We start from the raw sequence: 20,633 nt of genomic DNA, 5'->3' as shown, positions 1-20,633 counted from the left end.
ACGGTGAACAGAATGCTGATGGCAGGATGTTCGCCGTGCTTGGTATTTATCGTCTTTTCATTTCTCGGAGAATGTCCTTGGTGTCCTTATCTACCCGGAATGACTCAATTGTTTTTTGCAGTGCCTTGTTGTAAGTCCAGTTATCCAGTGTGCTATGTTTCAGATACTCCATTGTCTTTTGGGGAAATTTGATAAAACACAATGATATCATCCATGCCATAGCCATGCGTGCATAATAGGCATCATGATTGAATGAGTCGGCATATTTCAGTAACGAATCGATATGCGCGTCATCTACATAATGGAAAAGCATCACAATTCCGAAACGTATTTCAAATTCTTTAGAGGATTTCAGATAGGGTTGGATAAATTGCCATACGTTTTCTTTTCCTTTTTTCACAGAAGTTTTCAGTTCACTGCAGAATATGTCGCATACAGCCCAATTATCTATACGGGGAATGAACATCGTTACGTATTTCATTTGTTCTTCAAGTTCCATTTTTGCCAGTCCGATAATCATTCCCTGAAGCATTGTTTCTTCATAATAAATCGTATCGGTTGATTCGACAAATGTACGCCAGTCTTCTTTCTTAATAATTTCTTTGGCCATTGTCCGCAGTTGGGGGATGCGTACGCCGAGAATGTTGTTTGCTCCCGGGAGGAGGGAAGAATGAAATTCCTGATATTTGGAATCTGCTAATGTTTGTAATTCTTTCCGGATATTTTCAGTTGTAGTCATTTTCATATCGTTGGTTATTTCACAAAGGTATAAAAAAAGAGTATGCGCGCTGTGTGCAGGCATACTCTTTTTGGAGGTAATTCCCATCATAATGAAAATACGTTGGGAAAGTTTATCCGATCAGTTACTTTTTGACCATGTCGAAACTGAATGTGGTAACCGAAAAGTTTTCAAGCGGCTCTCCTTCTACTTCCACTTGGGTGGCTTTGATTACAAAGGTGAGTTTTTTATCTTTATATGTATATTGACCCTTTTCTTCCGCTTCTATAGTTACTTTTACAGTAATTTGAGGAGCTTCCTCTCCCTCTGTTTGTACTTGGGTAGGGATCGTGTATTTTATTTCCAAAGGTTCAGGTTTTAATTGAAGTAGAATGGAGCCTTTGCTATCATCATTAAAGGCTGCAGTATAAGGAATGTTGTAATTGATATCACCCAAAGTCTCAATGATAATTTCGCCTATTTCTTCACCGACAATACTTTTAATCAGATCGTCAACTGGAAGTTTTTTTATCATAATCTGATTGTCTTTTACTTCAGCGGTAACTGTGGCTCCTTGCGGCTGTTCTTCTTTGAAGGAATAGTTTTGTGGATTGACGGATGGAGCAGTTTCTGTCAGCATATTACCGGAATAATTACCTTCCACATCTTTAAGTGAATATACGGGAATATCAGAATCGTCATCACTACTACATGCTGTAAAAGTGGCTATCAGGCCTAATGACATTACTAAGAAAGCAAAACGATTAAAACAACAAGTTTTTTTTATTTCAGTTATAATTTTCATACTGTTTTAAATTAGATTATTAATTTCAAAATTAAGGTGTACGTACATAAAGTAAATGCCGGTACTTGTGAAATACTGCATAAGGAAATAAAAATAGAATATTTTTTTTATATGAGTATTGCCATGAAGATCCCTGTTCATGGGATCTTCAATTATAAAATATTCTTTTTATTTTATAGCTTTTTCGTAATGGACTTGCTTGGAGTTATCCCGAAATACTCTTTGTATTTATGGCGGAAATTCTTAAGATTTTTCAATCCAATCATTTCAGGAATAACTTGGACAGAGTATTTTCCACTCTCCAATAACTCACGTGCTTTTTCCATACGAATACGATAAATAAAATACTTCGGTGCTTCTCCCGTCAGTGCTTTCCATTTATTAAAGAAAGCAGTTCTGCTCATATACAGTTCAGAGGCAATTTCATCTATCGTCAGATTTTCCTTATCTATATTTTTTAGAATAAATTCTTTTACTTGATTGATGAATGTGTAATTACTATCATCTAAAACTTTCTCTTCTTCCTTTTCCAAGAACTGCTTTCCGAAAACTGTCTGCAAGAATGATCTTCTTAGAGAACGGTTGTTTTTGATAAGCACATTCATTTCTATCTTTAAATCTTCGATGTGGAAAGGCACATATAAAAAGATGTCGGCCAGGGAACTTTCTCTTTTGTTGCGTTGTCCTATATCTATACGTGAACCGTAAAGGATGATAGGAATAACGGATGTTTCTCCTGATGTCTTTAGTCTTGATGACAGTTCATAGCCATACATTCCATGCAGCATAAGGTCGCAAATCACTAAATCAGGATATTTCTCTTTTATACATTCTAAAGCTTCAGAGCCATTCCCGAAACTTTTCACATCAAAATCCTTTGATAAACATTCTTCCAAATAAGACTTGAATTCTTCATTACTGTCAGCGAGAACAACAGTAGGCTTGATTGAACTTTTTTTATGAGCAATCTTACCCAATGAAGTATCAGTCTTTCTTTCTTCCGACTTTTTTGCGGAGTGTATGATATTATATCCGGATACCTTTCTTTCTGAATTTGTTGTAGGAAATCTTAGTGAGACAGTGTGGGTTGAATGATTGATAAGAATATTCCCATCACATAGTTTCATTAATTTTTTGCAGAGTACACTTTTGGCAAATGCATATTTGAACTCTGATTTATGTTTAGGTTTAATCAAGTGATACTTTTGGCGCCTATAACATGTTAGCAATTTGCCCTTGTTGGCATCGAACGTTTTAAGTTCCCAGTGTTCGGAATTAGAAGAAATTGAAAAGATAATCCTTTTATCTTCAGGTTTCGAATGTTCTATTGCGTTTTTTATGAATTTATCAATGATGGGAGAGATTTTACTTTGATCGAACCAAACGCTGGCATAATTAAACTCTGTTTTTATTTCTAACTTAATCCGCTTGTCCGTAGCGAAATTTTTCAATGAATGGACTCTGTTATTAATGAAGTTTCCCAGTTCATATTCGGCAATATCCATCTGTTTGGAGTAGATAAGCAGATGTCGCAGATTCATTAATTTGGTTAGGTGTTCATCAAGACAGTCTATATTACGAATGACTAGTGATAACATTTTCTTTATGTCTTCGGGGCAACTATCATCACAAGCAGCTCTTAGAGGGGTATGAACGAGTGTGATAGGGTTGCGAATGCTTTGAAAAGAATCCATGAAATATTGGTGCTCTTCTTTTAAGATTTTGATTTCCTTATGGAGGGTAAGAAAATGAGATAAGAGCCAATATAATGAAATTCCTCCGGCTGTAAGTAGTAAGAAGAAGTGAGACTGGTGAAAGATATTTGCATCTATAATAGAGACAAATAGTGACGTTATCATTAAGTATTTCATATTTATTTTTTGTTGAGGTCACTTGGACTGTATACCTCTGTTCCTTTTTAGTTGAGGGGGGATGAGAAAATGCACAACGAGTGTGATTTAGGGCATTACTAAACTCAAACAGTCTAATCTCAAAATTATTTGTTCTTTGAAGGTCAATATTAAGAAAGCGAGTTCCGTATGCAGATTTAAATCCTTACGTCTTGAATCATTCTTTAAGGAATATCTATTTCCTCCAAGTGACAATAATTAATAGATCATTTTTTCTGAATATATAATACTAAATAGAGATTCTTTGACGGTGGTGGGCGTATCTTGTATTTGATACTGTAATCTTTTGGGGCTATCAGTATCACAATATGCTTTTTCATATGTAATTCCTAAGGTAAAGTAAACATATTTTCTTTATTGAAATATAGTTTGTTTTTGCGGAGTAAAAGTAATGATTTGGTATAATAAATAAATGATGAGTTATTGGCAAATGGTGTATTGTTATTGTTTGGTGTTGTTTTGTAGGTGATAAGTGTTGTGTTTTTGTATTATTTTAATTGATGATATTTGGTGGAAATAGTGAAACCGGAACTTTAACCAAATAGATGGTTAAAATTCCGGTTATATTATTTTACTGATAATAGGCGCATAAGCTCCTGTTAGTAAGGAAAGGATTTGTTTTTCCTCCCCTGTTTAATTGATAATTCTACATCTCGTAATAGTTTTTATCCCCTTTCATATCCTTGTATTTACCATTATGCAAATAGTTGATGTCCGGTTCATATTTATGGCCTCCTTCCACTCTATAAAAGGCTGCTGCCCCTGCATTTATGTTAGCATGATATGGTGTTGCTTCCAGTGCGTCCGACCAGAAAGGGATATTACGCATTATGTAAAGTTTGCCAAGACCTTTGTCATATAACTTTTCTCGTAACGTTTCCGGATACGATTCGTCATTTTCATAATCGAACGTATATTCGTCGGTGCTGAAACCGCCATATTGAGATTTGTCCAGTCCTGCTATTGGTTTTTCAATCGAGCTATCCTCCCATGGATTCATAATTTTGGTATTTACCCATGTCCAGGCATAATCAATATATTCACCTGCTCTGATACCCGCAGCCTCGGAGGCTAGTGAACCGGCCGGATCACCCGTTATGGTAACTGTAATCAGTTTGGTCTTGCCTAAAGATTCCCGTAGTGCTTTGATGAGTTTCGGATACGAGGTCGCATTGGCAGCCGGATGTCCGTTTATACCATATTCGGCACCTTCGTCCATGAGATTAATGCCATCTACACGGTAGTTGGCGAGCTTCTTGACTTCCGCTACAAAGGCTGTAATCTGCTCATCTGTCAGGTTGCAGAATCCCAAGCCGGTCCCTTCTGCTTTAAGGGTGACGCAACGCTTTATACCATAGCTGGAGAGTGACGACATATTGCTTAACTGCTTTTTGAAATTGGCTGATTGGTTCAGAGTCACTTTTCCATTCGCATATCCCAGTGTTGCGGCATTCACATTAATGATGTCATATAAATAGGCATACCACGACGTTTCCCATAACTCATAATGTCCGGGACCGAATGTTTCATTATCATATAATACCATGATAAATTCTTTGGCAATGGAGGCGTTGACTTTTTCGCCATCAATAAACCCTACCATCTTGTACTTTTTCATATCAGCCTTCATCGGGCTCAACCACGGATAAGTAGAGCGTTTATAATAAATCTTGTAATAGATTTCATTACTATCCCGTGACGGACGAATTCCGCTTTCTTCCGGTAGTTCTACGGTAATAGGGAGCAAAGAATAATCATGCAATGTGCCTAGCGGATTCAGGCGTACCATGATAGTATCCGACATTGTATCTCCTGCCTTAATAGTCATTGCACCATCGTTACTGATGCCCTCAATGCTGATAGTAGACATTTTCCGGTATTCCGTACCGTGTTCTTCATTGTATTTGTCTACTAAGTCGAGGTCGATTTTCATTGTGATTCGGGTGTCCTGTGCCACCGGCTTCACCGTTTGGTAGAAGAATGCAAAATCGGGAGTCTTGGTATTGGTCATGGTGATTTCCAGGTCACTGGTTGTCATATCACATTTTAGCATGCCAAAGTTATTGTCTAAAGCCGTCTCGTTAGGTAATTTACCTACGGGAGTGGCAATGGAATTATCTTCGCAGCCTCCTAGCATGCCGGTTACTAATGTAATGGCAGCCATGCAGAGAACATTTTTGAAGTTTATATTTCTTTTCATGTCCATGGTTATCTTTAAAGTGAATGATTACTTGTTGATTTGTGGAATTTCGATTCCCGTCGGCCACACAAGAGGTTCGGCAGATACTGCATCGAATCCGTGTTTCGAATGGTCCTTGACGATGTTTCCCTCACCTTCATTAAATTTCCAGTAAGCAAGCAGGCTTTCTTCGTTTTCAGGATCTTCCACTTTATACATATTCGTCCAGATTTCCTCTTTCGTACGGCAAGTGTTCCAGATACGTATCTCTGCGATGTTACCGTTGAGTTGCCGTAGCTCATCTTCATAAGAGCGTCCTATCTGGAATTCGCAATCCGGCGTTCCACAGATATCCACAGTAGCTCCTTTTCCATAAGAGATATCCTGACTTTGCAGTTGTCCGTTCACATAATAGGCAATAAAATGTTCCTTGGCGTTGTACACCAGCGCTATATGATACCATGTCATTGCATTCAGTGACTTAGCCCTGTCGGCGGCGGGGAATTTGACTCCGTCCGGTCCCTGCATCTGCAACTGTTGGCGTGGGAAACTTGTATCACCTATACGCATTAAGAAATGCTGTTCTACTCCCATGATCGTACTGATATCCGATGCACCGGCCGTATTGCTTGGTCCGCTGTATGTAAAGTCCTCTACATATACCAGTGCTTCCATGGTAATCTGACCTAATTCTTTCAGACAGGCATTTTTCTCTTCGTCGAGGAAAGTAGGCACTTCCAGATAATTGTCTTTCAGGTTGGCGGCTACCGTGATAGCGCTTGAACGGCGCACCAGATAGAACAATGTTTTCGAACCGTTCAATAGATGAACGCCACCCGACGTTTCAGAGATGGTGAGCGGAACCAGATAAGTTTTATCAATCTCCAGATCTAACAGGTTATTAAAATAGATCGTATCAATCAATGATTCACTCTTTTCGGCTTTGATAATCAGTTCGCTGTTCGACAGGCTATAATATTTACTATCCAGCATTCCATAATCAGTCCCGTGCCGGGCATTGAATTCGTTTATCAGTCCGGGATCCGCTTTCAGCTTCACTACGATGTCTTTTCCTGCCGGGTAAGTCAACTTGGCGCTGAAGGCACGTTTCTGTTCATTCAGCGTATTTCGGAAAGTCACTCTTTCTGAATTGCTGTTACTGGCTTCCTTGATATAGACCATGTTGTCGAATGGTGCTTTATTGCTGTAATCCGTATTGTCACAGGCAATCATCAGTCCGCAGATGATTGCAGCCAGAGAGATGATTATTTTATATCGTTTCATAGTTCCTCCTTTCATTAATTAATCGGTGATGGGTTCAGTTTTTGGATAGCATCACGTATACGGCGGTAGTTAGTCACCCCATCGGTGGCGAGATAATCTTCATTGGCATTGTAGATAGAAACTCCTGCCAGCGGACCATTGTTACCCAGTCCTGTGATGAAATGATTGATGATGTAGGCCATCCCTTCCGAGGTTTGTATAACATCCAAATCTTCCCGGCTGATGATACCGGTTTTACCGTCATCGGTCGGAGGAGTGGCTGTCGTTATCACTTTCTCTTTGGGCATTTTCCCATAGAAACCTACAGGTTGGCTCATATTCAGTTTTATTTCGAGTGAGCTTTCAAGCAACACAATTTGCCCATCCACGAAATAGTCTACCAAATCGATGAACGGCTCTTCGTATCTTCCGCTATAATCCACTGTAAATGTGACGATGCCATCAAAGAAAACCAACTTTCCATTATTAGCTTTCGGACCGCCGATAGCGGCAAGTTTTTCCCGGATAGCCGTCGTTACCTCATTGAAGAAATCGACATGCATCATACTTCCGGCACGACCAAACTGCACATAATAACCGTCAAATTCATCACTCTCCCCGTTTTTCAATGCCGCATTCATTTTCGTTTTGAATTCTTCCAGGTTTTCTGTTTCTTCGCATTGGTCGTAGAATTCGGATAAATTCTTGTAATAGAGAAATTTGGTGCCAGTCCGTTTGAGTTTGGATATGTCTTCCTTATCATAAACGGACAGATTATCAGCGTTGGTCAGCACCACAAAATCTACGCTATCGGGCAAGGAACGCAAGAAATCCTGTTCGCCCAATGTCGTACCCGGATTGTTGGCAAAACGTATTAACATTAACGTATGCTTCCGGTTTTTGTATTCTTTCAGACTTTGCTCGTATTTTTCATGCAAGCTGGGGTCTTGTTCGTCGGGAAATATAGGGTTGTAATCAACCGGTGTCGGTTCTGTCCAGTCGCTACAGGCAACGAACATCAGTGAGCAGGCTACGGTCAATATGACACTTATGAATGAATTCTGTTTCATTGTATCTTGGGTTTAAGTTCCACATTATTTTACATTCGGATTGCAGTCCCACCATAAGCGGGTAGCGCCGTTATCTTCTCCATTGAGCTTTCGCAGGGCACCGAGCATATTTTCCGCATTCAGCTGATATTCTTCAGCAGGATAGGAGAGACGTCGTATTCCCAGTGTCAGGTTAGTGATTCCCACTCCCTTGTTGTCCATTATCGGAAGGAATTTAGGATACCCTGTGCGGCGATGTTCGCACCAGGCTTCAATGCCCAGAGGAAACATGGCAATCCATTTTTGAGTAATGATACGTTCCAGGTTTTCTTCGAAACGGGTATTCTCCTTGTCCTCGTTCCAGGCAATGGTGATGCTGCTCGGAGATTGGGCGCTGTATGTACCTCTCGGGTCTTTGTAAGCCCCTGGCACCAATGCTTTATTCTGGGAGTATCCGCTTGCTCCGCTTGCGCCCCATTGCTCAAAGGAAAGGGTGATCGCCTTCTCATATAGCTGTTGGGCATCTCCGCTCATTGCCCATCCCCGCAGGGCACCTTCGGCGCGAAGGAACGTGACCTCGGCGGCAGTCATCCACATATACGTATCATTGGCAGTCATCAAACGGTTGGAATAGGTTTGTATCAACTCGTCGTCCGTCACTTTGGAAGGAAGAATACCAATGCGTAGCCCATAGTAATCGGTATCATCCTGATACTTTCCCTGGGTGAAGTATTTTTCCAAACGCGGATCGTTATATCCCTGCATATAGGAAACGATTTCCGCAGCTATCCGGTAATCCTTCCAATCATTGAAACAGAGAGCCGAACGATTCTCCTCCACATGCAGTTGCGCGTTGTCCTCATTGTTCTCTATCACACCTGCGGCTACGGCTTTCTCGGCTATTTCCCTGGCCAGTTCCGGTTTCACATAAACGATACGCATGGCCATGCGAAGCTGTAACGAGTGAAGGTATTTATACCATTTCCGCACATCTCCATAATAAAGATTATCCAGTTTCTTAAATCCTTCCGCACTTAGACCTAGATTCTCCTTCAGAGCTTCATCTGCTTCTTCCAATTCCTTGAACATAGCCACATAAACCTCCTCTTGAGAGTCATAAGGAGCACTAAGGCCGTCACCTTCCGTTTTATCTCCCAATACTTTGGTATAGGGAATCGGCCCGAACATATCCGTAGACCGGTGCATGATAGCGACTCGCAGAATCTTGGCGAATGCCAGTGCAACGGGGTCATTGGTACGGTTGATAATATCCCGGTAGGAAGGATACATTTCCGAGATAGGATCGGAGAACGAAGCCTTCAGCCAGTCCGACTTGGGATTATAAGTCGAGTATTTTTCAGTCCAACCCACACGAGTCTCTCCAAAATAACGCCCGTAGGCTCCTCCGCACATCGCTTCCACAAATTGATAAAGATGCTCTTGTGTGGGGACCACCAATGCTTCCATGCTCTTTAGAGACGAGCCGATGATATGGTTTTCGCGCATCAGTTCATCCTGCGTTGTCTCGTAAGGATTACGATTGATATCCATATCGATACAACTTCCCGTCCATAGCATCAGCGTTAGCAGGTATGCCAGTCGGAGGGTTGCTTTTCTGTATTCTTTCATTTGAGTATTCATAGTTTTAGAAGTTAATCTTTACATTAAAACCAAAATTGCGTGTACTGGGCATCATGAAGTAGTCGATTCCCTGATAGAAATTGTTTGTTGTAGCAATCGCTTCCGGGTCGAAAGGTGCTTTGCAATAAATCATCCACAGGTTACGTCCCACTACAGAGACGTTGATGTCGCAGATATTACCCAACCATTTGCGGGGGATGGTGTATCCGATGTGCGCTTCCTGCAAACGCAGATTTGTGGCACTATACGTATAATATTGCGGCAGCCCGCTTGAGGTAGCTACAATCTCGTAATACTGCTGTGCGTTCACCCAGCTACGTCCGTTGACGAGTACTCCGCCACGGTCACGGGCGGCAGCAGATGCTTCGGATACGCCATATTGGTCGAGAGCAGCCTGTGTGGCTGAATAAACAATACCTCCCAGGCGGGCACTTAATTGGAATCCCGCATAAATACCTTTGTAAGAAAAGCTGTTGTTCCATGCCAGGTTTGCTTTAGGAAATACGCTGCCTAATTTGATGTCAGGTAGATTATCCGTTTTGGCGACATCCCCATTTTTGTCTATCTGGATATATCCTTTATCGTCACGTATGAAGTCGGCATTCGTGTACAGGTCTCCCAGTGTGCCTCCTTCTTTCAGGATAAATTTGGTATATCCCAGTCCTTTTAGTTCAAGGCGGTCTTTGTTGACGATTTCTCCGGTTTCGGGATGCACATAGTCCTTAACCAACTCCACAATTTTGTTTTTATTCCAGGAGAAAGTGAAATTACAGTTCCATCCGAAGTCGCGCCATGTATGTCCGTAAGAGAGTAGCCCCTCGACACCGAGATTGCGTACATAACCGGTTTGCACATAAAGAGTCGAATAGCCGGAAGACACGGTGATTTTCGGGTCGAATGTCTGGTTATAGGTATTGGCATAGTAGAATGAACCACTGACTTTGAAATCCTTGAAGAAAGTTCCGTCCACACCTATTTCCCAGGAGTCGGTACGTTCCGGTTTCAGTTTGCCGATAGGATAATGGGTTTTGGCGTTCCAGTCCTGTTTGGTAGGGTCATAGCTGTAAGTCGGTTGTACCAGAAAACGCGGGTAGGGGGTACCCACAGAACTGAATGACCCGCGTACTTTCAGGTAATCAATCGCTTTGGGTAATGTCACCATTTCGCTGATTACTGCCGAAAGACCTACCGATGGATAGAAGAAAGAAGTAGGATTCGAGCCTTTCAACTGGGAAGCCCAGTCGTTACGTCCGGTCAACGTCAGGTACAGCATGCTTTTCCATCCTATTTCCGCACTGGCAAAAATAGACTGCGTCATTTCTTCCCAACCCTCCTGTGTTGCCCGTTTCTTGGCGTTGTCCAAATCAAATACATTGAATACGTTGGGCACTCCCGTGTCGCGAATCGGACCACCGTAACCCAGTAAATCACTGGAGTTGTCGCTCAATGAAGTACCGGCATTGACTACTACCGTGAAGTCGTCAATGCGTTTATTGATATTCACCATGAAGTCGGCATACGTCTGTGTTTCGTTCACCTTTTGGATGGTGTAATGTCCCTGGGTACTACCTTCGGTCAGTGTAGAGATCGTACTTGCGTATAGCTTTTGCTGATAAGTATTGTCGGTGTTATCCACGCGGATACGTGCCGATACATTCAGCCAGTCCAAAATGTCGTATGTCAGTCCGGCATTCAGCATATAACGCTTTTTCTCATTCGTGCGGACGTTCCGGTAAGCAATCCAGTAAGGATTCTGCATACGCAAATCCCCTTCACCTTGCGGCCAGTAAGCCACATTGATTTTACGTGCTTCGTCATAACGTTCGAAGGCTTTTACTAGAGAAAAGTCATCGCCCCGTGGAAACAGGTAAGCCGAAACCAATGGATTGGAATAAACTCCCTGATTGGTCATGTTGCGGTCATTTTGTATGATATAACTGGCTCCTACATCCAATTTCATCTTGTCATTCAGGAAATGAGTCGTATTGCGAAATGTGAAATTATATCGGTTGTACCTATTGTTCGGAATCATTCCTTCTGAATTGACTGCTGCGGCAGAAAAGAACGTTTGGTTCTTGTCCGTACCTGTCGAGAGGGTGATGGAGTTGCTGTAAGCCGCTCCCGTATCAAAGAAGTCGGTGGGTTCATATCCTGTTTGGTTGGCCGGATTCAGTTTAGGCCCCCAACTTAATATGGGAGAACCTTCCGCATCGCCCCGTGTACCGGTTCCATACCGATTCTGAAACTTGGGCAATACAAATGGGTTCATAAATTCCATGCTGCTTGAGAAAGTAGCCGACAGTTTTCCTATCTGTCCCCGCTTGGTAGTCACTACAATAGCGCCGTTGGCAGCGTTGCTGCCATACATTGCGGCTGCTGCCGCACCTGTCAGGAAAGAGATGCTTTCAATATCGTCGGGATTAATATCCGCAATGGCTTCCGTAGCACCTTTGGAGTCAAATTCAGTACCGCCTCCACCGCCGAAGTTATACATCGGAATACCGTCAATGACGTATAGCGCATTACTGCTCTGCTCGATAGACTTTGTACCACGCATCACCACTTTACTGGCACCTCCCACACCGGAAGAAGAAGCATTAATGACAACGCCGGCAGCCTTTCCGCTCAAACTGTTGATAAAGTTGGCGTCTTTTATTTCCGGCATCTTGTCTGCTCCGATTTGCTGGACGTTGTAGCTCAATGCTTTTTGCTCGCGTTTGATGCCGAGAGCAGTTACTACAACTTCCGATAGCTGTTGCGTATCGGCTGTCAGTTGAATGCGGTAATTATTCTGGTTGGTGACTTTAATGCTTCCTGAAGTATAACCGATATAAGTAAATGTCAGTGTATTTCCGGTGGAAGCTTCGATCAGGAAGTTCCCGTCGATGTCTGTGATAGATCCGGCGGCAGTGCCTTCCACTTTGATGTTCACTCCGATCAAGGGATCGTTGTTTTCATCAACTACCTTACCGGTGATCTTTTTGGTCGGGTTGCTTTCTTTCTTTTGTTCCGGAATAATCATGATATATTTCTCTTTCAGTTGATAGGTGAAACCTGTACCTTTGAGAATTTGAGCGAGCGCATTTTCCAACGAAGCCGCCTCTATATTGAGGGTGATGGCCGGTTTGTTTTTCAGTTGGGAATCGTTGTAGCCTACGGACATGCCGGATTGTCTTTCAACTTCTTTTAGTGCTTCAATCACAGATATACTATTCTTTTTAATAGTGATTTTAGCGCCATTTTGTGCAAGGGAAACTGTTGTGGCGAGCATCAAACAGAAAAAAAGCATAAAACTTCTTCCCTTTGTCTTCTTGTCTACTATAAATTTATAAATTTGTAGCATTTTCTTAGTATTAGGTTATTGACTAAATTATTTCGAGGTAATTTGTAGAGTAAACTCTAATATTGGGAATTCAGATTTCATATCCGGGACGGAGTGAGGCCTCTGTTCCGGGTATTTTTTTGCATGGCATATAAGGTTAAAAAGTTATATTCTTGTCAGATAGCACTTGTCTTCTACTATTCTATAGTCCATTTGTCCGACCACGTTCACGATGATTTCCATCACTTCTTCGAGTGGTGCGTTGTCCTTGAAACGAAAACTGAACCTGTCGTTTTTGAGGTTCTTGATACTATATACAAAGGCATAAGGATATTTTCGCTCCAATACGTTGATGATGTCCGTCAGCGTCATCTTTTGCAGAACCAGTTCTCCGCGTTGCCAGGCTGTCACATCGTCCATATCCGGATTGGAGAGATCATATTTCTTATTGTTTCTGTTATAGGCAAACTGTTCGTTGGGATGGAGAATGACACTTGTTGTCAGATTGTTATAATCTACACGGATACTGCCTGAAATGAGGGTCGTTGCTATTTCCTGGCTTTCAGGGTAGGCAGATACATTAAATTCCGTACCTAAAGCAGTAATCTGTAAATCATTGGATTTCACGATAAACGGACGTTTCTTGTCCGGCTTAACCTTGAAGTTGGCTTCGCCTAACAGGAATACACTACGACTATCTCCGGTAAACTCCTGCGGATATAAAAGTGTACTTTTCGAGTTGAGTTGCACTTTTGTTCCGTCGGGCAGCGTCAAACTTCTCATTTCTGCTATCGGAATATATTGCTGTAACAAGTCGGTTTCCGCTTTTGTGCCTACAGTCGATAGATAGACCGAAGAGGCAAGCAGGAGGAATAAGATAGCGGCTGCGGATTGCCATATATGTATTGGGCGAATTCTTCTCTCTTTGGGTACGGTTGGAATACCTTCCTGTTTTTTCAGGCGCTCGTAAGACTTCTGCATTCCTTTCACGTTTTTTTGCCGTTGCGCTTTGTTCCATAGCTCTCTCAAAGCATCTTCTTTCTGGGATGCATGATCCTCATCTACCAGCCATTGATAGAATTCATTTTGGGTAGCTTCCGGATAGTTATTGCCGGTAAATAATATCAGTATTTTCTGAAAAAAGTTCCTCATTTGCGCTGTTCTTTTTAGTGGTTACACTATTAGCACAATCGAAAATGGGGGATTACTTAAAAGAAACACAAGAAAAATGCAATAAAAATAGTTTTTTTTATTTCGAGCAGGGTCAGATAGATTTGGTGTTCCACAGTTCGTACGGAAATATTGAGTGCTTGTGCTATCTCCATATTACTCATATTGTTGATGCGGCTCATTTCAAAAACTTTTCTGCGGTGTTCGGGAAGGCGGTCGAGAATTAGGCGGATGATTAATAGTGCTTCTTTATAATAGATAGGGTCGAGAGTATCTTCGGATTTTAGTAAGTCTTCGATTAGATATTTCTGCGATAATTGTTCCTGATAGGATTGTTCCAGTCTTTTGCGTTTGATGAAATTGAAAGTTGTGTTTTTAGTCATGGCGTAGATATACTGGCCTATGTCTTTGTTTTCCAGCCAGACCTCCGGTTGTGTCCATAATTTAGCGAACACATCCTGAATGATATCTTCTGCGTCCTCTTCAGATTTGAGCAAGTTTATAGCGAAATATTTAACAGCGGAATAGTGCGTGGTAAATATAATTTCGAATTGGCGGGCTAGATGAATAGGGTCTTGGCTTTGGCTCATAGGTTTATCAGGTCTGTTGGTATGAGACAAATGTATGTAAATAATTCAACAATACTAAGAAGCCAAGATTAGTATGCGAAAAAGGAAACTAAAAAAACGACTTCAAGTTCTGTGTTTTTATGAACTCTTAACTGTGAAAAGGAAAAAAATAGTGACGCTATCCAGTAGGGATGGCGTCACTATTCGAGTGAGATGGTGACGGTATACCAATGTGATACCGTCACTATTTTTAGATATGTATTTTACCAGTTTCTTTTCACTGTGCGGTAACCGTAGCCGATAATTACAAGAAAACAGATGAACGGAAGAATAAATGAAACATTGACAGCCGGTAACCACGCTATTTGTTCCAAATCAATGATGCTTGCCTGTAGCGGTGGAAGAACAGAACCTCCCAGGATAGCCATAATAAGGCCGGCAGCTCCGAACTTCGCATCATCTCCCATACCTTTCAAGGCAATACCGTAGATGGTAGGGAACATCAATGACATACAAGCCGATACTGCTACCAGACAATACATTCCGAAGATATTTTGAAGGAAGATTACACCTAAAGTGAAAATACCTCCAAAGATAGCAAGAATCATCAGCAATTTACCCGCATTGAGATAGCGCAGAATGAACGTACAGATAAAACGGCTAATACAGAATATCACCATTGCTATGATATTATATTGTTGAGATAGTACTTCCGCACTTTTCTCGTCCATACCTTGTGACATGAACAAGCGTGTTCCATACTGAATGATGAAAGTCCAGCACATAATTTGTGCACCTACATAGAAAAATTGGGCAATCACACCTTCACGATAACGCGTTTGGGTGAAAATACGTTTCAGTGTAGGGAAGAAGTCTATTCTATGATTCTGATCTCCATTCTTAGGCATCTTGACGAATCGTATCAGAAGCAACATGGCTACGATAATCAGTCCGATAATGAGATAAGGAGCAATCAGGACGCTAAGGTCGCTTTCTTTGATTGCTTGAAATTCGCAGTCGTTAAGCAATGCGCGGTCTTCGGTACACATCGGATGCAATTTCGCTTGAATGAACTGCATGGCTACATACATTCCGAGAAGTGACCCCATCGGGTTGAAAGACTGTGCAAGGTTCAATCGCCGGGTAGCTGTTTCTTCCGTTCCCATGGAAAGAATATACGGATTGCAGCTTGTTTCGAGGAAAGATAATCCGCAGGTCAGAATAAAATAAGCAATCAGAAACGGATAGTACTCACCCGTCATTTTGGCGGGGAAGAATAAGAAGGCTCCGAAAGCATACATACCCAGTCCTAACAAAACACCTGCTTTGTAGGAATATTTGCGGATGAAGATGGCAGCCGGGAAAGCCATTGCAAAGTAGCCTCCATAGAAGGCAACCTGTACCAATGCCCCGTCGGTGGCACTCATCCGGAAGATTTTAGAGAATGCCTTTACCATCGGATTGGTAATGTCATTGGCAAATCCCCATAACGCAAAACAGGAGGTAATGAGAATAAAAGGTATAAGATAACTGATGCCATCTTTCGAAATGATGGACTGCTTGGTGTGTTTCATGGTTGTTTCTGGTATTTTTTTAAGTATTATACAAATGGAACATTCTTTCCATCGGTTTCCATTTCTCGGCGGAACTCATTCCGGGTGCGGCTTGTTGGAAGATAGCCATATATTCTTCCCACTCCTGTTGGCGGGGAAGGGTGTTCAGGCGTTCCATTGCCGTGTCCCAGTCAAAATCAAGGGGAGTTTCGACGATCATAAACAGTCGGGTTCCCAGGATATAAATTTCCATTTCCAGGATGCCAACTTCCCGGATACCGGCAAGAATTTCCGGCCATGCTTCCGCCTGGCTATGTCTTTTCCGATATTCGGCGATTAGTTCCGGAGAATCGCGTAAATCAAGGGTTTGGCAATATCGTTTGACGGGAACGTCATAAGATTGAACCTGATAACCGGTTTTAGATGTTTCCATATACTTTTATTTTTTAGGATAATATACTTGTGGTGTAACGCTGCGAGTGACAATTTCCCGCAATTCACGAAGATTGGCAATTTCTCCTTTAGCCATTGCCTGCGTCAGAATGTTTCCCATTGCAGTGGCTTCCACCGGACCTGCATAAACAGGAATACCGAGTTCGTCAGCTGTCAGTTGGTTGAGTAACTTATTTTGTGATCCTCCTCCGATGATATTTAACTGACGGATTGGAGCGGGGAGGCAACGGTTGAGCTGTTCCACAGCCAGCCGATATCTGAAAGCTAATGACTGGAGCACACATCGTACAGTCTCTGCCTTGTTTTGGGGAATTTGCAAAGCATGATTCCGGCAATAATGAATAAGCGCATTCTCCATATTTTCCGGATTCATGAATATGGTGTCGTCTACAGGGATGATTGTATCAATCTCGGCTTCGGCTGCTTGCGGGATGATTATATCATAATCTTGTTCCTCGCCACACGCTTTCCACTCGCTCATCAAGCGTTGCAGAATCCATAATCCTGTTATATTCTGGAGGAAACGGATTTTGCCGTCTACACCTCCTTCATTGGTGAATTGAGCTTTTCTTGCTTCTTCCGTTAATATGGGTTCGTCCACTTCAACTCCCAGTAGCGACCAAGTGCCGGAACTAAGGAAAGCGATAGGACTTTCTGCAGCAGGAACAGCAGCTACGGCACTGGCTGTATCATGTGAACCTACGGCAATAACGTCTACGGCACCCAGTCCGGTTTCGCGTGCAATATCCTCTTTCAGAGTGCCTCTGATTGTTCCGGGAAGAATGATTTTACCGAACAGATGTTCGGGAAGACCTAAGCTATGTATGGTATCGAATGACCAGTTGCGTGATTGGGCGTTGAGTAATTCAGAGGTGGAGGCGATACAATATTCATTATTGGCTACCCCTGTCAGGAAATAACTGAAGAGATCGGGCATGAATAAAAGTTGCCGGGCAACTTCCAACTGTGCATCTTGATTTTGCTTCATGCTGTAAAGTTGAAACAGCGTATTGATAGGCATCACCTGAATACCGGTTTCGGCATAATGTCGATGTTCATCCATGCACTTGAATACTTCTGCCGGCATTCCCTCTGTTCTTGTATCCCGGTAACAGACTGGATTTCCTAATAGGTTTCCATGTTTGTCAATCAGTCCGAAATCCACTCCCCAAGTGTCAATACCAATACCTTTTACGGCATATCCTTTTTGTGCAGCCAGTTTTAGTCCGGTTTTCATATCTTCGAACAGAGCCGGGAAGTCCCAGTAAATATGATTGCCTAGTTTGACCTGCCGGTTGGAGAAGCGGTATATCTCTTCCAATTCCAGCCTGCCGTTAAGAAGAAAGCCGGCGATGATTCGCCCGCTGCCGCCTCCGAAGTCTGCTGCTAAATAAGTGTGTTTGATGGTATCTTTCATGGTAATATGCCTGGATATTAGTTGGTTTTCTTTCCTAATACGTAGATTTCCAGGTCTTCAATTTCTGCCGGTGTGAGCACTGAATAATCACCGCCGGATTGAACAATGATGCGACAAGCCATTTCGAAAAAAGTAGCCCGTTCATATACTTGGTCGAAGTCTTTTCCGCACACCACTTGTCCGTGGTTGGTCAGTAAAACCGAGTTATGCTTTTGCATGGCTTCTACCACGGCTTTCGCCAGTTCCGGTGAGCCGGGACGATAATACGGAATCACAGGTATTTCCGAACCTACATGGCAAGGAATTTCTGCTGTTACATTGAAATTTGCCGGCTTGTTCTTCATGCAGGAGACAGCGGTGGCATATTCCGATTGGAAATGGAGAACGACATTGACGTCCGGACGTTCACGGAGAATACCCAAATGGAATGTACTTTCCATAGAGGGTTTTACACCATTGGCAGGAATGCCGCTGGCGATATTGCAGATTGAAACCTTTTCTTTGCCAAGTGTGGGAACCCAGGAACCCGTACCAGAAATCAATGCTTCTTCGCCGATTCTCCAGGAAAGGTTACCGCTGCTGCAAAGCATTAACTTTGCATCCCCGTAACGATGTGCTTGTGCAATGAACTGTGCAATATGTTCGTTAGTAATCATAGTGTTACTTATTTAAGTCGCTGTAGGGGGCGGGGCTATCCCGACATTTGTTATGTGTCGGGTGGGGGACCCCATCCCTACGAACGGCAAAGTTAAAATATTTATTTATACAGGACGAAAAAAACTTGTTTATTTATAGATAGGGCCATAAGTTGCACAAGCTCTGTAGTCTGATCCTTCTTTATCCATGCCGAAGGCATTCCAGACTGCCGGACGGAACATCTGATCTTCTTCTACATTGTGCATACATACTGGAATACGGAGCATGGAAGCAAGAGTGATTAAGTCCTGACCGATGTGTCCATAGCTGATAGCTCCATGATTGGCTCCCCAGTTATTCATTACTGAATATACATCTTTGAAAGCCGGTTTATCACACAAACGGGGCACAAACCAGGTGGTAGGCCATGTCGGGTCTGTACGCATATTGAGTTTCTGATGGATTTCCGGATCAATTTCCACTGTCCAACCTTCTGCGATTTGCAGGACAGGGCCTAAGCCTTTAATCAGGTTGAGGCGCATCATGGTAACAGGCATTCCGCCTTTTGACAGGAAGTTGGACGAGAAGCCACCCCCACGGAAGTAGTCACGGTCTGCCGGATACCAGGTCGTTGCTTTGAGACAGTTCTCTACATCAGCGTCCGTCAGGTTCCATGGTTCTTTCATAACCGGATTGCCTGCTGCGTCTAATGATTGGCCGGAACCGTCGAGAGTCGTTGCACCGGAATTGATAAGATGGATGATACCGTTTGCTGCCAATCCGCTCAACTCTTTGCCGGTTACACGTTTCACGGCTTCAGGACTCCAGTAAGTACGTACGTCGGAGAATATTTGTGCACGGTTGGTCAATAGATGTCCGAACAACATGGCTACACCGTTGCAGGCATCATTTTCGGTAGCTACCACAAATGCTTCACGGATACCATTCCAGTCAAAAGAGGTATTGAGTAAAGCTTCCGGATAGTCACCGTTAGGATAGAAGTCTGTCCATTGGCGTTGTCCCTGGAAACCGGCTGCAATGGCATTGTGTCCCAAAGCCTCTTCCTTGAATCCCATTTCTTTCAATTTGGGATTTCCGGTCATCAAGTCGCGCATGATAATCGTCATCTTTACAATGAATTCCCAATCAGCATCTTTCTGTTCACGGGTTTTACGTTTTTCAGGACGGTTCTTGAAGTCTTCACCTTCGTTTGTCTTACAATTTTTTTCAGTCCAGGCCATGGCTTTGGCGTATTCTTCGTGGTCATAGATGCCTTCGTCCATTCGACGGATGATTTCTGTGAGGTCTATTGACTCATTACGCATTCCCAAATACTCTTGGAAGAAATCAGGATTAACGATAGAACCGGCGATACCCATAGATACACTACCCATTGACAGGTAAGATTTCCCTCTCATCGTAGCTACTGCCTGTGCAGCACGTGCAAAGCGAAGAATCTTTTCCGATACATCTTCAGGGATTGTGTTGTCGTCCAAATCTTGAACGTCGCGTCCGTAGATACCGAATGCGGGAAGGCCTTTTTGTGCGTGTCCGGCAAGTACGGCAGCAAGGTATACAGCTCCCGGACGTTCTGTGCCGTTGAATCCCCAGACAGCTTTCGGATAATGCGGGTTCATATCCATCGTTTCAGCACCATAGCACCAGCAAGAAGTGACGGTAATGGTAGAGCCGACCCCTTCTCTTTCAAACTTTTCCGCACAAGCGGCACTTTCGGCTACGCGTCCGATCGTGCTATCGGCTATAACACATTCTACCGGACTGCCATCACCGTTTTTCAGGTTGCTGCTGATTAACTCGGCTACTGCTTTTGCTAAATTCATTGTTTTCTCTTCAAGGCTTTCGCGAACGCCACCCTGGCGACCATCGATTGTGGGACGAATCCCGATTTTCGGATACTTTTTCATGGTTTCTATCTATTAAAGGATTA

Annotated in this window: 15 protein-coding genes; all 15 read right to left on the bottom strand. The window is 42.8% G+C overall.

Annotated features, from left to right (window positions below):
- Window positions 1-46: 46 nt before the first annotated feature.
- The 15 genes from HMPREF9010_RS00895 to fucI all read right to left on the bottom strand — a co-directional run bounded on the left by HMPREF9010_RS00895 (window position 47) and on the right by fucI (window position 20,610).
- Window positions 47-739 carry a DNA alkylation repair protein gene (locus HMPREF9010_RS00895; protein ID WP_022199559.1) on the bottom strand — a complete coding sequence of 231 codons (693 nt, stop codon included), beginning with the start codon at window positions 737-739 and terminating at the stop codon, window positions 47-49.
- A gap of 124 nt (window positions 740-863) precedes the next feature.
- Complete coding sequence (locus HMPREF9010_RS00900) at window positions 864-1,523, bottom strand: DUF4840 domain-containing protein (protein ID WP_004325670.1); 660 nt, start codon at window positions 1,521-1,523, stop codon at window positions 864-866.
- Window positions 1,524-1,696: 173 nt separating this feature from the next.
- Window positions 1,697-3,394, bottom strand: coding sequence for a response regulator transcription factor (locus tag HMPREF9010_RS00905; protein ID WP_004300188.1), 1,698 nt, complete (start codon window positions 3,392-3,394; stop codon window positions 1,697-1,699).
- Window positions 3,395-4,079: 685 nt separating this feature from the next.
- A complete protein-coding gene (locus HMPREF9010_RS00910; RefSeq protein ID WP_004317799.1) occupies window positions 4,080-5,633 on the bottom strand; it encodes a BT_3987 domain-containing protein in 1,554 nt (517 codons plus the stop codon).
- Window positions 5,634-5,660: 27 nt separating this feature from the next.
- Window positions 5,661-6,896, bottom strand: a complete 1,236-nt coding sequence (locus tag HMPREF9010_RS00915) for a DUF1735 and LamG domain-containing protein (RefSeq protein WP_004317800.1) — start codon at window positions 6,894-6,896, stop codon at window positions 5,661-5,663.
- A 14-nt stretch (window positions 6,897-6,910) separates the two neighbouring features.
- Window positions 6,911-7,945: a glycoside hydrolase family 18 gene (locus HMPREF9010_RS00920; RefSeq protein WP_032852978.1), complete on the bottom strand. Its 1,035-nt coding sequence runs from the start codon at window positions 7,943-7,945 to the stop codon at window positions 6,911-6,913.
- A gap of 24 nt (window positions 7,946-7,969) precedes the next feature.
- Window positions 7,970-9,553, bottom strand: coding sequence for a RagB/SusD family nutrient uptake outer membrane protein (locus HMPREF9010_RS00925; protein WP_032846870.1), 1,584 nt, complete (start codon window positions 9,551-9,553; stop codon window positions 7,970-7,972).
- A 16-nt stretch (window positions 9,554-9,569) separates the two neighbouring features.
- Entirely contained in the window at window positions 9,570-12,908 is a 3,339-nt protein-coding gene (locus tag HMPREF9010_RS00930; RefSeq protein ID WP_008651795.1) for a TonB-dependent receptor, read from the bottom strand.
- A 144-nt stretch (window positions 12,909-13,052) separates the two neighbouring features.
- Window positions 13,053-14,039: a FecR family protein gene (locus HMPREF9010_RS00935; RefSeq protein ID WP_004308082.1), complete on the bottom strand. Its 987-nt coding sequence runs from the start codon at window positions 14,037-14,039 to the stop codon at window positions 13,053-13,055.
- Window positions 14,040-14,095: 56 nt separating this feature from the next.
- On the bottom strand, window positions 14,096-14,647 hold the full coding sequence (locus HMPREF9010_RS00940) for an RNA polymerase sigma-70 factor (RefSeq protein WP_008651793.1): 552 nt from the start codon (window positions 14,645-14,647) through the stop codon (window positions 14,096-14,098).
- A gap of 242 nt (window positions 14,648-14,889) precedes the next feature.
- Window positions 14,890-16,200, bottom strand: coding sequence for an L-fucose:H+ symporter permease (fucP, locus tag HMPREF9010_RS00945; RefSeq protein WP_008651791.1), 1,311 nt, complete (start codon window positions 16,198-16,200; stop codon window positions 14,890-14,892).
- Between the two features lie 19 nt (window positions 16,201-16,219).
- Complete coding sequence (locus HMPREF9010_RS00950) at window positions 16,220-16,612, bottom strand: L-rhamnose mutarotase (RefSeq protein ID WP_004300177.1); 393 nt, start codon at window positions 16,610-16,612, stop codon at window positions 16,220-16,222.
- A 6-nt stretch (window positions 16,613-16,618) separates the two neighbouring features.
- Entirely contained in the window at window positions 16,619-18,049 is a 1,431-nt protein-coding gene (locus HMPREF9010_RS00955) for a rhamnulokinase (protein WP_008651789.1), read from the bottom strand.
- A gap of 17 nt (window positions 18,050-18,066) precedes the next feature.
- On the bottom strand, window positions 18,067-18,705 hold the full coding sequence (locus HMPREF9010_RS00960) for a class II aldolase/adducin family protein (protein ID WP_004300175.1): 639 nt from the start codon (window positions 18,703-18,705) through the stop codon (window positions 18,067-18,069).
- A gap of 129 nt (window positions 18,706-18,834) precedes the next feature.
- A complete protein-coding gene (gene fucI / locus HMPREF9010_RS00965; RefSeq protein WP_008651788.1) occupies window positions 18,835-20,610 on the bottom strand; it encodes an L-fucose isomerase in 1,776 nt (591 codons plus the stop codon).
- Window positions 20,611-20,633: the final 23 nt, after the last annotated feature.

Origin of the sequence: Bacteroides sp. 3_1_23 (assembly GCF_000162555.1) — a bacterium.
Lineage (GTDB): Bacteria > Bacteroidota > Bacteroidia > Bacteroidales > Bacteroidaceae > Bacteroides > Bacteroides ovatus.
This window is presented reverse-complemented; position numbering and strand designations above follow the sequence as displayed.

What these genes read in the sequence shown, in the direction of transcription:
- HMPREF9010_RS00895 (WP_022199559.1), bottom strand. Translation starts at nt 739, where the DNA reads ATGACTACAACTGAAAATATCCGGAAAGAATTACAAACATTAGCAGAT.
- HMPREF9010_RS00900 (WP_004325670.1), bottom strand. Translation starts at nt 1,523, where the DNA reads ATGAAAATTATAACTGAAATAAAAAAAACTTGTTGTTTTAATCGTTTT.
- HMPREF9010_RS00905 (WP_004300188.1), bottom strand. Translation starts at nt 3,394, where the DNA reads ATGAAATACTTAATGATAACGTCACTATTTGTCTCTATTATAGATGCA.
- HMPREF9010_RS00910 (WP_004317799.1), bottom strand. Translation starts at nt 5,633, where the DNA reads ATGAAAAGAAATATAAACTTCAAAAATGTTCTCTGCATGGCTGCCATT.
- HMPREF9010_RS00915 (WP_004317800.1), bottom strand. Translation starts at nt 6,896, where the DNA reads ATGAAACGATATAAAATAATCATCTCTCTGGCTGCAATCATCTGCGGA.
- HMPREF9010_RS00920 (WP_032852978.1), bottom strand. Translation starts at nt 7,945, where the DNA reads ATGAAACAGAATTCATTCATAAGTGTCATATTGACCGTAGCCTGCTCA.
- HMPREF9010_RS00925 (WP_032846870.1), bottom strand. Translation starts at nt 9,553, where the DNA reads ATGAAAGAATACAGAAAAGCAACCCTCCGACTGGCATACCTGCTAACG.
- HMPREF9010_RS00930 (WP_008651795.1), bottom strand. Translation starts at nt 12,908, where the DNA reads ATGCTACAAATTTATAAATTTATAGTAGACAAGAAGACAAAGGGAAGA.
- HMPREF9010_RS00935 (WP_004308082.1), bottom strand. Translation starts at nt 14,039, where the DNA reads ATGAGGAACTTTTTTCAGAAAATACTGATATTATTTACCGGCAATAAC.
- HMPREF9010_RS00940 (WP_008651793.1), bottom strand. Translation starts at nt 14,647, where the DNA reads ATGAGCCAAAGCCAAGACCCTATTCATCTAGCCCGCCAATTCGAAATT.
- fucP (WP_008651791.1), bottom strand. Translation starts at nt 16,200, where the DNA reads ATGAAACACACCAAGCAGTCCATCATTTCGAAAGATGGCATCAGTTAT.
- HMPREF9010_RS00950 (WP_004300177.1), bottom strand. Translation starts at nt 16,612, where the DNA reads ATGGAAACATCTAAAACCGGTTATCAGGTTCAATCTTATGACGTTCCC.
- HMPREF9010_RS00955 (WP_008651789.1), bottom strand. Translation starts at nt 18,049, where the DNA reads ATGAAAGATACCATCAAACACACTTATTTAGCAGCAGACTTCGGAGGC.
- HMPREF9010_RS00960 (WP_004300175.1), bottom strand. Translation starts at nt 18,705, where the DNA reads ATGATTACTAACGAACATATTGCACAGTTCATTGCACAAGCACATCGT.
- fucI (WP_008651788.1), bottom strand. Translation starts at nt 20,610, where the DNA reads ATGAAAAAGTATCCGAAAATCGGGATTCGTCCCACAATCGATGGTCGC.